The 15,356-nt window shown below is 55.9% G+C and carries 11 protein-coding genes and 2 tRNA genes; 9 read left to right on the top strand and 4 right to left on the bottom strand.

The window, feature by feature from the left end:
- The first annotated feature begins 165 nt into the window (after positions 1-165).
- From QN378_RS17855 to QN378_RS17840, 4 genes are all read left to right on the top strand, one after another.
- Positions 166-242: transfer RNA gene (locus QN378_RS17855), tRNA-Met, on the top strand.
- 329 nt (positions 243-571) lie between these two features.
- Positions 572-648: transfer RNA gene (locus QN378_RS17850), tRNA-Met, on the top strand.
- Between the two features lie 344 nt (positions 649-992).
- Positions 993-3,551, top strand: a complete 2,559-nt coding sequence (gene mprF, locus QN378_RS17845) for a bifunctional lysylphosphatidylglycerol flippase/synthetase MprF (protein WP_407074079.1) — start codon at positions 993-995, stop codon at positions 3,549-3,551.
- The gene (locus QN378_RS17840) at positions 3,551-4,834 is read left to right on the top strand and encodes a virulence factor family protein (RefSeq protein WP_322204842.1); all 1,284 of its coding nucleotides are present in this window, start codon (positions 3,551-3,553) and stop codon (positions 4,832-4,834) included. Before mprF ends, QN378_RS17840 begins: the two co-directional genes overlap by 1 nt.
- An 88-nt stretch (positions 4,835-4,922) precedes the next feature.
- Here the strand turns inward: QN378_RS17840 and QN378_RS17835 are convergent, their stop codons facing one another.
- Positions 4,923-6,821: a potassium transporter Kup gene (locus QN378_RS17835; RefSeq protein ID WP_322204843.1), complete on the bottom strand. Its 1,899-nt coding sequence runs from the start codon at positions 6,819-6,821 to the stop codon at positions 4,923-4,925.
- A 268-nt stretch (positions 6,822-7,089) separates the two neighbouring features.
- Between QN378_RS17835 and rimO the strand changes: the two genes are divergently transcribed.
- Entirely contained in the window at positions 7,090-8,427 is a 1,338-nt protein-coding gene (gene rimO, locus QN378_RS17830) for a 30S ribosomal protein S12 methylthiotransferase RimO (RefSeq protein WP_322204844.1), read from the top strand.
- Between the two features lie 222 nt (positions 8,428-8,649).
- Positions 8,650-9,069: a DUF4123 domain-containing protein gene (locus QN378_RS17825; protein ID WP_323547331.1), complete on the top strand. Its 420-nt coding sequence runs from the start codon at positions 8,650-8,652 to the stop codon at positions 9,067-9,069.
- Positions 9,070-9,218: 149 nt separating this feature from the next.
- Here QN378_RS17825 and QN378_RS17820 read toward each other — a convergent pair whose 3' ends face one another.
- A complete protein-coding gene (locus QN378_RS17820) occupies positions 9,219-10,133 on the bottom strand; it encodes a 1-aminocyclopropane-1-carboxylate deaminase/D-cysteine desulfhydrase (protein ID WP_322204846.1) in 915 nt (304 codons plus the stop codon).
- Between the two features lie 124 nt (positions 10,134-10,257).
- Positions 10,258-12,294, bottom strand: coding sequence for an NADPH-dependent 2,4-dienoyl-CoA reductase (locus QN378_RS17815; RefSeq protein WP_322204847.1), 2,037 nt, complete (start codon positions 12,292-12,294; stop codon positions 10,258-10,260).
- Between the two features lie 260 nt (positions 12,295-12,554).
- On the opposite strand from QN378_RS17815, the gene QN378_RS17810 reads away from it, so the two are divergent.
- Together QN378_RS17810 and QN378_RS17805 are read left to right on the top strand one after the other, a co-directional pair.
- A complete protein-coding gene (locus QN378_RS17810; protein ID WP_407074078.1) occupies positions 12,555-13,700 on the top strand; it encodes a carbon-nitrogen hydrolase family protein in 1,146 nt (381 codons plus the stop codon).
- A 4-nt stretch (positions 13,701-13,704) separates the two neighbouring features.
- Complete coding sequence (locus tag QN378_RS17805; protein ID WP_322204848.1) at positions 13,705-14,745, top strand: AraC family transcriptional regulator; 1,041 nt, start codon at positions 13,705-13,707, stop codon at positions 14,743-14,745.
- A 3-nt stretch (positions 14,746-14,748) separates the two neighbouring features.
- Here the strand turns inward: QN378_RS17805 and QN378_RS17800 are convergent, their stop codons facing one another.
- Complete coding sequence (locus tag QN378_RS17800; RefSeq protein ID WP_322204849.1) at positions 14,749-15,021, bottom strand: hypothetical protein; 273 nt, start codon at positions 15,019-15,021, stop codon at positions 14,749-14,751.
- Between the two features lie 161 nt (positions 15,022-15,182).
- On the opposite strand from QN378_RS17800, the gene QN378_RS17795 reads away from it, so the two are divergent.
- A partial coding sequence (locus QN378_RS17795; RefSeq protein WP_323570709.1) for a pyridoxal-phosphate dependent enzyme occupies positions 15,183-15,356 on the top strand: 174 nt, incomplete at its 3' end.

Genomic DNA, 15,356 nt, shown 5'->3' with positions numbered 1-15,356 from the left:
TCAGAGTGCTGCAATGGGCCATGAATTATCTGACACAGCTTAGTAGCAAGACTCAAAGCCTGCTCTCGAACATAGACATCCGAGCTAAGCAATTGAAGGAAAAGCAGTTTTCTAAAATTAACCATTGACACTCAATCGTTCCACTGTAGAATGCCGACACACAGACGCGGGATGGAGCAGTCTGGTAGCTCGTCGGGCTCATAACCCGAAGGTCGTCGGTTCAAATCCGGCTCCCGCAACCAAACATCGAAAAAGGCTGCTCGAAAGAGTGGCCTTTTTTGTATCTGCGATTTGGCAGCCTCCCCGTCAAGCAATACATACGCCATTGAGCTAATGACTAACTGGAATTGGATGGAGTCCATAAAGTGGGAGTGAACCTGTTCGCAATGAAATACGAAGCGATCCCGATACGCGACTCGGTTCCAACTGAAAGAATATAAAGCCGACGGTTTTTTACGATTGCCAAGCAGCCAATTTAACCGTCCAGTCAGCTCGTTTTCATTTATTTATCATTTGTTTAGCATTATTGATTGACACCCTGCAATTGGGCTGTAGAATGCCGCCACACAGACGCGGGATGGAGCAGTCTGGTAGCTCGTCGGGCTCATAACCCGAAGGTCGTCGGTTCAAATCCGGCTCCCGCAACCAAACATCGAAAAAGGCTGCTCGAAAGAGTGGCCTTTTTTGTGTCTGCCGGAAAGTCTCAGGAACAGCAGCCCAAAAAGCTTGTCAGAGTGTCGATTCCAAGGATAGGCGTCTACCATCGGTTAAAGTGTCGACTGAAACGAATCCGCTACATTCGCTCGTTAAACTATGACGCGCTAATATTTCGAAAGTATTTTTTGCGTAGGGATTGGTAACTTGGCTGTATACCTCCATCCTGTCGCGCACGATCCAAGGAGTGATTGATGCGCGCCTCGTCCGAAGAAACCAATGAAACTGTCACGCCCCCCCATCCAATCGCGCCCGCGCGCCTAGGCTGGCTGGAGCTGATGAGCAAATATCGCCAGCCATTGGGGCTGGCGGTGACGTTGTTATTGTTCACCATCGCACTTATCGCCTGCCGCCACTTGCTGAGCGAGCTCGACCTGTATGCACTGCACGATTCCTTGCTGAGCGTGCCCAAGGTTGCGCTTGCCGGTGCTTTTGCTGCGGCCGTTGTCGGATTTACTGTGCTGCTGGGCTATGAGTGGTCGGCTAGCCGATACGCCAACATACAACTGCCCACGAAAACCCTGATCCTTGGCGGTTTCACCGCATTCGCAATCGGCAACGCCGTTGGCCTGTCATTGCTTTCAGGGGGCTCTGTCCGTTATCGGCTTTATGCGCGCCATGGGTTAGGTGCGACAGAAGTCGCACGTATGACTTTGTTTGCGAGCCTTTCATTGGGCTGCGCACTGCCGCCGCTGGCAGCGCTGGCAACGCTGAGCAATTTGCCAGCTGCATCGGCTGCCTTGCACCTGTCCGTGACGCTGCTGGCGGTAGTCGCGATCAGTATCCTGTTACTCAGCGCGTTACTGGCAGTCGGTATTTATCGCCGTCGCCTGCCAGAGCAACCGATCCCCCATAACTTACTGGTTCGTGCCGGACGCCGGACGCTCCGCCTGCCGGGTCTGCGCCTGACCTTGATGCAGCTGGTTATCACTGCGCTGGACGTTGCTGCCGCCGCGACAGTGCTTTATTTGCTGCTGCCCGACGCTCCTCCATTTGGCGCGTTTGTGCTGGTTTATCTATTGGCTTTAGCGGCTGGCGTACTTAGCCATGTTCCAGGTGGCGTAGGCGTGTTCGAAGCGATTCTACTGGCCGCTTTTGCCGACCAGTTGGGCTCTGCACCGCTGGCTGCAGCCTTGTTACTCTATCGCCTGATCTACGTGGTGTTGCCTCTGCTGCTGGCATGTCTGGCATTGCTGTACACCGAAGCACAACGCTTGCTGCCTACCCGTCAAGCAATGCGCGTCGCGTCGGGTCTGGCTGCACCCATCCTGGCCCTATTGGTTTTTCTGTCTGGTGTGGTTCTGCTGTTTTCGGGTGCCACGCCAGAAATTGACTCACGCTTGCGCCACCTGGGCTTCTTGATTCCGCATCGTTTAATTGACGCCTCCCACTTCGGTGCCAGCCTGATTGGCGTGTTGTGCCTATTGTTGGCCCAAGGTTTACGTCGGCGCCTTTCTGCGGCGTGGATGCTCACCACTGTGCTGCTGGTGGCCGGTGCTCTGCTGTCATTGCTTAAAGGGTTCGATTGGGAGGAGGCGAGTCTACTGGTCTCCACAGCCGTGCTGCTGGCAATCTTCCGTCGCTCGTTCTATCGCCAAAGCCGACTGCTAGAACTTCCGTTCTCACCGCTTTATCTAGTGGCAAGCGTATGCGTGCTCGCAGCGTCAATCTGGTTACTGCTGTTTGCCTACCAAGACGTGCCTTACAGTCAGGAGCTGTGGTGGCAATTCACGCTTAACTCGGATGCACCGCGCGCCTTGCGATCTGCGCTGGGCAGCGCGGTATTGTTAGTCGTCGTCTCGTTGACCTGGCTACTGCGAACCGCACGTCCCGTGATTACGTTACCCGGCGTAGAGGAACTGGCCAAGGCTGCACAAATCGTGAATGCTTCCGACCAGCCGGACGGCGGGCTTGTAATGACCGGCGATAAGGCGTTACTTCTTCACCCTAGCGGTAAGGCATTTATGATGTACGCCCGTCGTGGTCGAAGCCTGGTGGCGCTGTACGACCCTATTGGCCCTACGCAACAACGCGCAGAACTAATCTGGCAATTTCGCGATTTGTGCGATCTGCACCATGCCCGCCCAGTGTTTTATCAGGTACGCGCAGAGAATCTGCCCTTCTATATGGATATCGGCCTGACCGCGATCAAGTTGGGTGAGGAGGCCCGCGTCGACTTGCAGCGTTTTGACATCGAGTCAAAGGGCAAAGAGATGAAAGACCTGCGTTATACCTGGAACCGAGGTGGCCGTGACGGTTTGTCGCTGAAGATTTATGAGGTCGGCCAGGCACCCCTGGAGGAGCTGAAGGTGATCTCCGACGCATGGCTGACCGGTAAGAATGTTCGGGAAAAAGGCTTCTCTCTAGGACGCTTCAGTGCAGCTTATTTACAACATTTCCGCATTGCGATTATCCATTTCGAAGGCAAGCCAGTAGCATTCGCTAATCTGTTGGAAACCTCAAGGCACGAACTGGCCAGCCTGGATTTGATGCGCGCACACCCAGACGCACCAAAGCTAACCATGGAGTTCATGATGGTCGGCTTGATTTTGCATTACAAAGAACAGGGTTATGGTCGCTTCAGCCTGGGCATGGTGCCACTATCGGGCTTGCAACCTCGTCGTGGCGCTCCTCTAACCCAGCGGCTTGGGTCGATGGTCTTTCGCCGTGGCGAACAACTGTACAATTTCCAAGGTCTGCGCCGCTTCAAAGATAAATTCCAGCCTGACTGGGAACCTCGCTATATGGCCGTACCCGCCGGACTTGATCCGCTCGTGGCATTGGCTGACACCGCCGCCCTGATTGCAGGCGGCCTGACTGGATTGGTGAAACGCTAATGATTCAACGCTACTGGCGCTTTTTGCTTGCAGCCCTGATTGTTCTCGCACTGGTACTTGGCTTTTGGCTGTGGAACCGCCCTGCTCCTCAGCCGGTTCTGGAACATCTGACCCTTGAAGATGGTTCGGCGCTGACCCGTGTTTCCCCCGGCACCCAGCCCAAAGCGTTGGTAGGTCTGGCTGTTTTGGCCGATGAAGGGCTGACCGATAAACAGCTGCTGGCGCTGAGCCTTGACGGCACCGCACAGGTCGTTCAAGTCACGCTGCCCAAGGACAATTGCGCACTGCAGGAAAAGACGCTAGCTGCCGCTTTGACGAAGCTAGACGGTCCGGCGACGCTGGTAGGGGGAGTCGGACCGGGCGCGACCTTAGCCTGGCGTTGGCTGGCAGGGCAAAACGATGACAATGCAAAAGCCGTATCTGTAGGTTTTAGCCTTGACCCGCCTGCATGTGTAGACAACGTGCCAAAAAGTGCGGCGCACGGTCACTGGTTCGTTGCATGGAACGATGGACCGGATGACGCGGCCGCAACTTTGGTGCGTGATCAGCCCAACGCTGAAAACAGCATCAGCGATTACGATGTGCACCTGCCGCAACTATTCAACAGCCAACTGCGCCGACAATTGGTCTTGGATGATCAGAACGGCGGTTTGAAGATCCCTGTAGTCGAGGTTCCGGCAGGAGCTACGACCGACACGGTGACACTTTTCCTCTCAGGCGATGGAGGTTGGCGTGACCTCGACCGAGACGTGGCAGGAGAAATGGCCAAAATGGGCTACCCCGTAGTAGGCATAGATACACTGCGCTATTACTGGGAGCACAAAACGCCGGAGCAAACCGCCCTGGATTTAGCCGAATTGATGGATCACTACCGCCAGAAATGGGGCACTAAGCGCTTCGTACTAATGGGCTACTCGTTCGGTGCCGATGTACTGCCCGCAATTTACAACCGATTGGCGCCGGATGAGCAAAAGCGTGTCGACTCCATCGTATTGTTGGCTTTTGCGCGCAGTGGCAGCTTTGAGATTCAGGTACAAGGCTGGTTGGGTACAGCAGGTAAAGAAGCGCCTACCGGTCCGGAGATGGCCAAACTGCCACCTGAGAAAGTGCTATGCGTGTATGGCGCTGAAGAAACGGCTGAAAGTGGCTGCACTGAAACAACAGCCGTGGGCGAAAAACTCATGCTACCAGGCGGCCACCACTTCGATGAGAACTACCCTGCGCTAGCCAAACGCATGACTAATGCTATCGATAAGCGGCAAGGGAAAGGGCCGAAGGCTTAAAAGCAGCTTCAAGCTTCAAGCGGCAAGTATGAATCCTGCCGCTTCTAACTTGGGGCTTACCGCCTGAAGCTCGCAGCTGCCGAAGGCCCTACATCTCGACTTGGGTACCCAGTTCAATCACTCGGTTAAACGGCAGGTTGAAGAAGCGAAGGTTACCGTTGGCGTTCTTCAGCATGAAGGCGAACAGCGCCTCACGCCAGCGGGCCATGCCATCCAACTTGGAGGCAATGATCGTCTCGCGGCTGAGGAAGTAGGTTGTGCGCATCGGGGCGAAATCCAGCTCGGCCAGGTGGCATAACTTAAGCGCCGCTGGCACGTCCGGCTCATCGATGAACCCAAAGTGCAATACCACACGGTAAAAGCCTTCGCCGTAGGCCTCAACTTCAAATCGGCGGCTCGCCGGCACTCGCGGGGAGTCCTCATAGACTACCGTCAGCAGAACCACTTGCTCGTGAAGTACTTGGTTGTGCAACAGGTTATGCAACAGGGCATGCGGTACAGCATCGGGACGGGCAGTCAGGAACACTGCCGTTCCTTGCACCCTATGGGGCGGCTGTACGCGAATACTGCTGATAAAGATGGGCAGAGGCAGGCCACCCTCCTCCAACCGCTCGACTAGCAACTGCTTACCACGCTTCCACGTAGTCATCAGGATGAACAATACAATCCCAGCCAATACCGGGAACGCGCCACCTTGTACGATTTTTGGCACGTTTGCGGCAAAAAACAGCCCATCGACTAGCAGAAAACAGAGCAAAACCGGTATCGCCAACAGCGGTGGCCATTTCCACAACAATAGAACGACTGCCGCGACCAAAATCGTGGTGATCAACATTGTCCCAGTCACCGCAACACCGTAGGCAGAGGCTAACGCTGTGGAGGACTCAAAACCGAGCACCAGCAAAATCACGCCGATCATCAGTGACCAGTTCACCGCACCAATATAAATCTGTCCTTGGGAGGAACTGGACGTGTGCTGAACGTGCATCCGGGGAATATAACCGAGTTGAATCGCCTGCAGCGTCATGGAAAAAGCCCCCGAAATCACTGCCTGCGAAGCAATTACGGTGGCCAATGTCGATAAAAAAACCAGCGGAATTAACGCCCAGCTCGGCGCCAACAGATAGAACGGGTTACGTGCGGCTTCGGGATTGTCCAACAACAGCGCACCTTGGCCAAAGTAATTCAACACCAGCGCTGGCAACACCAATGCAAACCATGCGCGGGCGATAGGCTTGCGACCGAAGTGCCCCATGTCGGCATACAGTGCTTCAGCGCCCGTCAGTGACAGAACGACTGCGCCCAGAATGGTGACGCCAATGCCCGGATGAGCCACAAAGAACCGCACCGCCCAAATTGGGTTAAGCGCTTTGAGCACTTCGGGGTTCTGCATGATTCCGTAGACACCCAACGCTGCCAAGACCAGGAACCAAATAACCATCACCGGACCGAACAAAATTCCGATCCGCGCCGTACCGTGCCGCTGAATTAAAAATAGTCCAACCAGCACAACCAGCGACAGCGGCACAACCCAATGCTCGACGCCTTTGAACGCAAGTTCCAGGCCTTCCACAGCAGACAGTACCGAGATGGCCGGGGTAATCATGCTGTCGCCGTAGAAAAGCGCAGCACCGAACAAGCCGAAGACCACTAAAGTACTGCGCAACTTTGGATACGAAGACGACGCCCTACGCGCCAGCGCGGTCAACGCCATGATTCCGCCTTCACCCTGGTTGTCAGCACGCAGAATGAACAACACGTACTTAAGCGAAACCACCCAAATCAGCGACCAGAAGATCAGCGCCAGAATACCAAGCACACCCACATGGTCGACTTGAACCCCATACCCCCCAGTAAATACCTGCTGAAGGGTATACAACGGGCTGGTGCCGATATCGCCGTAGACCACCCCGACGGCTGCAATCAACAAACTCAACGGCTTTGCCGGATGATGCTCCGCCTCTACCTGACTAATTGCCTGACCCATTAACCACTCCTACCACCAAGACCTGGGCCCCTAAAACACAGTGATGTGCTTAAGCAAGCTCCGTTTTTACAAACACTGATTAACGCCATCGCCATGATTGGACGCAACGCCGCGAAGCATAGCGCAGCACTCGTCGTAATTCTCTGCATAAAGCTGGTCAATCTTCAGTCTCACCGCTAGAATTGCGCACTTTTTGATCAGAGGCGCACCAAGCGCCCGTCGACGCCCGGCCGTTTGCCCGGCGTCATCCCAAATGCCGAGGTTCGCCATGTCCACCGTCACCACGCCGTCCGCCCCCAAGGTTGGCTTCGTTTCTCTGGGTTGCCCGAAGGCTCTGGTCGATTCCGAGCGTATCCTTACCCAGTTGCGCATGGAAGGCTACGAAATCGTCGCCACCTACCAAGACGCCGACGTGGTGGTGGTCAACACCTGCGGGTTTATCGACACAGCCAAAGCAGAATCTCTGGAAGTCATCGGCGAAGCCCTGGCTGAAAACGGCAAAGTGATCGTGACTGGCTGCATGGGCGTCGAAGAAAGCGCGATTCGTTTGGTCCACCCAAGCGTGCTGTCCGTCACCGGGCCGCAACAATACGAACAAGTGGTCATGGCCGTTCACGACGCCGCGCCGCCTAACCTCAATCACAACCCGCTGATTGATCTGGTGCCGCCGCAAGGCATCAAACTGACGCCGCGCCACTACGCCTACCTGAAGATTTCCGAAGGCTGCAACCACAGTTGCAGCTTCTGCATCATCCCGTCCATGCGCGGCAAACTGGTCAGCCGCCCGGTGGGCGATGTGTTGGACGAAGCTCAGCGCCTGGTCAAGTCCGGCGTAAAAGAGCTGTTGGTCATTTCTCAAGACACCAGCGCTTATGGCGTCGACATCAAGTACCGCACCGGTTTCTGGAATGGCCAACCAGTGAAAACCCGGATGACGGAGCTGTGCGAAGCCCTCAGTTCCTTGGGCGTTTGGGTGCGCCTGCACTACGTTTACCCTTACCCCCACGTGGACGAACTGATTCCGTTGATGGCCGCGGGAAAAATTCTGCCGTACCTCGACATCCCGTTCCAGCACGCCAGCCCTAGAATTCTCAAGGCCATGAAGCGTCCAGCCTTTGAAGATAAAACCCTGGCGCGGATCAAAAACTGGCGTGAAATCTGCCCAGACCTGATCATCCGCTCGACCTTTATCGTCGGCTTCCCGGGCGAAACCGAGGAAGATTTCCAATACCTGCTTGAATGGCTGACCGAAGCGCAACTCGACCGCGTAGGCTGCTTTCAATACTCGCCGGTTGAAGGCGCGTCAGCCAACGCCCTGGGCGATCACGTCCCGGATGAGATCAAGCAAGATCGCTGGGATCGCTTCATGGCGCATCAGCAAGAAATAAGCGCTGCTCGCCTGCAAATGAAAGTCGGCCGCGAAATCGAAGTGCTGATTGATGAGGTAGACGAACACGGCGGCGCCGTCGGTCGCTGCTTCTTCGATGCCCCGGAAATCGACGGCACCGTGTACATCGACAGCGACCAAGACCTTAAGCCGGGCGATAAAGTGATGTGCCGGGTGACCGAAGCTGACGAGTACGACTTGTGGGCTGAAACGATCTGATTGTTTCGCTCTGCTGACTAAGCCCTGCCCTGATCGGCGGGGCTTTTTTTGTTCGGAAAATTCCTACATATCGTATCGCACCCTACCGACATCGTTAGATAAGGAATCCAGCCACAGTCGCTGTTTTCGTCAAACGCGAAGGATTGTGCGCATGAACTCGGCCCCGGCACACACTCACGAACTGCGCTGCCTGACGATATCCCTTGGCATCAAACTGTTGGCTTGCTGCTGGACGCGGTGCAGGTCGAGGATCTATTGAAGCGTCTGTATCAGTGGGTTGACTCTCCTTGCGTCAACGTACTTTACCTCGGTACCCGCTTTGGTGCGCTCAAGGACGTGTCGCCGTGTCTGGTTCAGATCAAAGGGGAATACGATCCAATACTTGCTCAGTTCCTGGAAAACCTTGATCGACACTGGGGTTATCTATTGATCAGTGAGGGGCCATGGGTACAGCTGGTGGCACATTTACGCTGGTTGATCAGCATCGAACATCCCTCGGGCCAAGAGATGCTGCTGCGGAGTGCCTCCACGGACGTAGCAGATTCCCTGTTTGAATCAGCAGACTCTGCGCTATTCGGGCCTTGCCAACGCATCATGACCGCCGCCCTCGTAAACGGAGGATGGCGTCTATACACCCGATAGGGCGAGATCCATAAATCCGACCGGGATATGGGCCAAACCCAGTGAGAAGCTTCAACGCATGAACAAAAAACTCAAAGAGCTGCGCGCAAAGAGCCGCAGGTTTCGTTGATTCAGCATTTTGTTGAGGTGCAAATCGCAGAAACTCGGATTCATTCGTAAACCTGCATCGCCCTTCGCCCCTGCAAACCACCGGTGTGCACGAAGATCAATCGCGTGCCAGAGGGAAACATTCCCGCCGCGACCTGATCGTGCAGCGCCAGCAGCGCTTTGCCGGTATACAGCGGCTCTAACGGCAGGCCACTTTCCGCTTCGCTGGCGACGATGAAGTCCAGCAGGGCCGGATCGGTTTTGGCAAATCCGCCGCGACTGGCGTCGAGCAGGTAATAACCCGCGTTGGCTTGTCCAAGCATCGCAACGACGTTTTCAGCCACACCGTGGTCATCCGGCACGGCCAGCGCGCCGTAAACCGGATGCGCACCATTTTCGGCCAATACTAATCCAGCTAACGTAGTGCCGGTACCTGCCGCCAGCCACCAGCCATGGTAGTCGCTCCAGCCTACTTGACTGATCTGCTCCTGTACCTGATTCAGTAATGACGCACAACCCAAGGCACCGGGCAGGCCACCGCCGCCTTCTGGAATCGGATGCAACTGCGGATAGCGTTTTTGCCATGGCAACCAAAAGCCCGGCGCGTGGCGCTCGCGATAACCGGCGTAACCCAACCAATGCACGCGCATGCCGAACGCCATCAAATCGTTGACCGTCGGCGAGTCCAGCGCATGCCCGCGCAACAGGCCCACCGTGGGAAAGCCGAAACGTTTGCCTGCAGCGGCCAAGGCGTGCAAATGGTTCGAATACGCACCGCCCAAACTGATCACGCCCTCGGCCCCGGCCTGTGCAGCGGCGGTCAGGTGATGGGTCAACTTGAACCATTTGTTGCCGCAGATCAGCGGGTCGATGAGGTCCAGGCGCAAAACCGCCACCTCAATGCCTGCTCGCTTTAGCCACGGCAGATGCAAGGGTTCGAGGGGTGCGTTGGGCGGGTTGGGAATTGCTGGGAACATAGTGGCGGAGTTTACAGAAAGCGGCCATCTGTAGGGGCCAACGTGTTGGCGAGAGGTTTTACGCGGTCAACCTGACACGGCGCCTCGCCAACACGTTGGCTCCTACAGATTTTGGTGCGGAGTCTTACAGCTCCGCAGCCAAACGCGAGCCCTGATTGATCGCCCGCTTGGCATCCAGTTCAGCGGCAATGTCTGCGCCGCCGATCAAGTGCACATTCTGGCCGGCCTCAATGAGCCCGTCATACAGTTCACGCAACGGGTCCTGCCCCGCACAGATGACGATGTTATCCACAGGCAAAATCTGCGGCTCGCCTTCACCGATGCGAATGTGCAGGCCAGCGTCGTCAATTTTCAGGTATTCGACGCCGTTGAGCATTTGCACGTGCTTGTTCTTCAAGCCGGTGCGGTGAATCCAGCCGGTGGTTTTACCCAAGCCGTCGCCGACTTTGGAGGCCTTGCGCTGCAACAGGAACACCTGACGTGCAGGCGCATGCGGCTCGGCTTTGATACCGGCCACGCCACCTCGGGCTTCCAGAGCAACGTCGATGCCCCACTCTTTCCAGAATGCCGTGCGGTCAAGACTGGTGGAGACGCCTTGATGCACCAGGTATTCGCAGACGTCGAAGCCAATCCCACCGGCACCAATCACCGCGACGCTTTTGCCGACGGGTTTACGTTCCAGAATCACGTCGAGGTAATTAAGCACTTTGGCATGCTCGACACCGGGAATGGCCGGTGTACGTGGCGCAATACCTGTGGCCAGAATAATTTCGTCATAGCCAGCCCCGATTAAATCGCTGACCGCTACCCGTGTGTTCAGGCACACCTCAACCCCGGTGGTTTGCAGCTTGCGCGCAAAATAACGCAGGGTTTCAGAGAACTCTTCTTTGCCCGGTACACGCTTGGCAATGTTGAACTGCCCACCAATTTCGCTGGCCGAATCAAACAACGTCACCTGATGCCCGCGCTCTGCAGCCACCGTTGACGCCGCCAATCCCGCAGGACCGGCACCGATCACCGCGATTTTTTTAATTAGCTTTGTCGGCAAGTAATTGAGTTCCGTTTCGTGACACGCCCGTGGATTGACCAGGCAACTGGTGAGCTTGCCACCGAAGGTGTGGTCCAAACAGGCTTGGTTGCAGCCGATACAGGTGTTGATTTCGTCGCTGCGCCCGGCCGCGGCCTTGTTGACGAAATCTGCGTCCGCCAAGAAGGGTCGCGCCATGGAAACCATGTCAGCGTCGCCATCACTGAGGATCTGCTCAGCGACTTCCGGGGTGTTGATACGGTTGGTGGTGATTAGCGGGATCTTCACCGAGCCGCGCAATTTGGCCGTGACTTTGCTGAAGGCCGCGCGCGGCACCTTAGTGGCGATAGTCGGGATCCGCGCTTCGTGCCAGCCAATACCAGTGTTGATAATAGTGGCGCCCGCTTGCTCGATGGCCTGCGCCAGCTGCACGACTTCTTCCCAGACGCTACCGCCAGCGACCAGGTCCAGCATCGACAGGCGAAAAATGATGATGAAATTCGGGCCTACCGCCTTGCGCACCCGGCGGACGATTTCCACCGGTAGGCGCATGCGATTTTCGTAACTTCCACCCCAACGGTCGGTGCGGTGGTTGGTGTGGACGGCAAGAAATTGGTTAATGAAATAACCTTCCGAGCCCATGATTTCGACACCGTCGTATTCGGCGATTTGCGCCAAGGTCGAACAGGTGACGAAATCCTGAATCTGTTTCTCAATGCCTTCCTCGTCCAGCTCTTTGGGCTTGAACGGATTGATCGGCGCCTGAATCGCACTCGGCGCTACTTGTTTCGGGCTGTAGGCATAACGCCCAGCGTGGAGAATCTGCATGCAGATCTTGCCGCCCGCTTCATGCACCGCTTGGGTAACGATGCGGTGTTTTGCAGCCTCCTCGACCGTGGTCAACTTGGCCGCGCCGGAATATACCCCGCCCTCGTCATTGGGACCGATACCGCCGGTAACGATCAGGCCGACACCGCCGCGCGCGCGTTCGGCAAAATAAGCAGCCATGCGTTCAAATCCGCCGGGCTTTTCCTCAAGCCCGGTGTGCATCGAACCCATCAACGTGCGGTTGCGCAACGTGGTAAAGCCGAGGTCCAGCGGGGCCAACAGATGCGGGTACAAGGCGGCGGACATAGAGACTCCATCGAGCGGGATCACGGGATGCGGGAGCCTCAATGAGACCACCGTCAATTATTGGTCTTACGTAACCGTGCGAAAACTGTACACGCGTACCTCACTGGTTCATAACGCTGACATTAAAGAGCTAACGGAACACACTCAATGGCTGAAAGTGACAACTTATTGATCCAATCGTACAGCGAGGGTTGGCAAGCGCCACCAAGCGCCCTAACCTAGTCGGCGAACTCTGCACACGGCTGCTCTTTGTGTCCCCCTTGCATAAAACCTTCAATTTTCTCGTTGGCCTGCTGCTGATCGCGATGATCATCAGCTACGCCGTCTGGACCGGGCAGCGCCCGGTGGGCCTCTATCTCTCCGATTTGCGCATTCAACTGACGGTGAATGAAGGTCAACCCCGCGAGCACGGCAACTTGTTGGGTATCCAGACGGAACTGTCGCCCAGTGACTATCAAAGCCGCGACCATTTAAGACGCAAACTTGCTGCCTATCTTCAGCAAGCCCGCGATCTAGGACTGATCAACAGCAAAACCATCGTGATTCTGCCCGAGCATGTAGGCACTTGGCTGTTTGTCAGCGGCGAAAAGGATCAGCTGTATCAATCGACCACGGTCAAGGAGGCAATGAATTGGCTATCGGTGAGTAATCCGCTGCGATTCCTTTACGCGCTTTATCAGGCCAAGGGACGTAACCGATTCGATGATGCTTATTTGCGGATGAATGCCCAGGCCATGGCGAGGGATTACCAGACGCTATTTGGTGGCTTGGCTAAAACGTTTGGTGTGACCTTGGTGGCGGGCTCTATTGTGCTGCCAGACCCCAGTATCAGCGAGGGCCAACTGCATATCGGGTCCGGTGCGCTTTACAACAGCAGCGTAGTATTTGGCAGTGACGGCTTGCCTATCGGCCAACCCCAGCGCCAGGTATACCCAAGCTTCACCGAACGCGACTACATCAAACCGGCAGCAAACACCGATTTAAATGTCATTGACACACCTGCCGGACGACTTGGAGTGTTGGTGGGTAGCGACAGCTGGTACCCAGACAACTACGCACAATTGAACGCCAAAGGTGCCGAGCTGATCGCGGTACCTGCTTTTGTGGCTGGCAACGGTCTGTGGTCCAAACCGTGGAGGGGGTTTCGCAGCGCATCGACCCCCGCCAGCACCAGCCTCAAACCAGGAGAAATCAGCGAAGGTGACGCTTGGCACCAACTAACGCTAACTGGGGTTGAGCCAGCCAGCACTGCACATGCGGGACTCAGTGTCTTCATGCGTGGTCAGTTCTGGGATAAAGGCAGTTCCGGTCATAGTTTCGCCAGTCGCCATAGCCTGACCGGTGGCGATCAATTCAGCGACGATCAGCCAGGGCATATCGCTCGCCTGATCAACCTGTGGCTATAGGTTAATGACGTCACTACGGGTGCGTTTAGGGGACTTGTCTGTCGGCTTTGTTCATAGCCTGGCAGACGCCGTGCGATGCTATGGCCAAGACCCGCAGCCACTGCTCGAGCAATACGGCCTGGACCCTGCGCGCTTGGCTGAGCTAGGCGCGCGACTGTCGATCCCGCGTTACATGCGTTTGGGCCATGCTGCGATCCAACTGACGGGTGAGCCAGGATTGGGTTTACGCATGGGTCAATTAAGCCGTATCAGCCAAGTCGGATTGGCCGGCGTTACCGCCGCCCAAGCGCCCACCGTGCGTGAGGCGGCTCGCTGCCTTATTCGCTTTGAAGCATTGTATGGCTCCAACTATCGCGGGCAATCCAGCTTTCATGAGGATGCCGGTGGCGCGTGGTTGCGCTTTTACTCCATCAGCCCCTACAACGCCTACAACCGCTTCGTCGTGGACTCGATTCTGGCGAGTTGGATTCAGCAACTGTCGACCCTTTCAGGCCACCCTTTGTTGGCTGAAAAAATCGAAATCGAATTTTCGGAGCCACCTTATGTGGAGGCGTACGGTTATTTAAGCGACAACGCAGTGAGTTTTGGAGCTGAACTGAACCAGTTACGCTTAAGCCAAACAAGCCTGGCGTTGCGTAATCCGGAACATTGCCCCAGCACGTGGCGGCATTTGCTGGTGTTGTGCGAAAAGGAATTAGAGCAATTGACTCGCACTCGGAGCTTGCGTGAACGCATCACTCAATTACTTGGGCCATTGTTGAGCGGAGGACGAGAACCGGATCTGGAGGAAGTGGCCGCACGGCTGAAGCTGCCGACCTGGACCTTGCGCCGCAAGCTGGCCGAAGAAGGCACGCAGTTTCGAGCTATTTTGAATGACACGCGTCGCGACTTGGCGATGACGTATATCCGCGACACCGAACTGGCTTTTGGAGAAATAGCTTATTTGCTGGGCTTTGCCTCCGCCGAGGCGTTTCAACGTGCGTTCAAACGCTGGAACGAGCAAACACCCGGAGAGTTCCGCCGCAGCCAACGTCAAGCCGGTTGACGCTTACAGCTCGGTAGCGTCATCGGCAGGTTCTACTGGGTCGAGTTCTGAAGCCCGGTATTCAAGCAGTTCTTCTTGGTATTCATCCATCGCGCTCACCTTTTTATTGAATTTAAAATCGCTGAAATGACTGACCACGGCTTTCACCTTAAAGTGCCAACGTGACGAAAAAATGAATACGCCTGATCTGACGTCTTCGCGAAGGATCTTGCGGTGAACCCCATCCTGGCTTGACTCGCCCACCGTATCCGGAATACCTTCGGGCCATGAATTCAACTCAGCATTTCGTCGGCAAGATTATTATTACCGCCATTCCAGTCATGGCGGGTTAGCCGACGTTCGCACCCAACCCGCCCACGAGGCGGGTTTTTCTTCTGTCTCCTGAGCCACACAGCTCGCATCTGGAGTCAGACATGTCACCGCCCCTCGATCCCGACCTGCTCAAGCATTACGTCAAAAAAATCCTCACCTCGCGCGTTTACGACGTAGCCGTTGAAACCCCGTTGCAGGCCGCTCGCCAGCTTTCCGAGCGCTTGGGCAATGCGGTACTGCTTAAGCGCGAAGACTTGCAGCCGGTGTTCTCGTTCAAAATTCGCGGCGCTTACAACAAA

The organism is Pseudomonas sp. 10S5 (assembly GCF_035019745.1).
GTDB lineage: Bacteria > Pseudomonadota > Gammaproteobacteria > Pseudomonadales > Pseudomonadaceae > Aquipseudomonas.
Note: the sequence above shows the minus strand (reverse complement) of the source record. Positions and strands in the feature narration are given on the sequence as shown.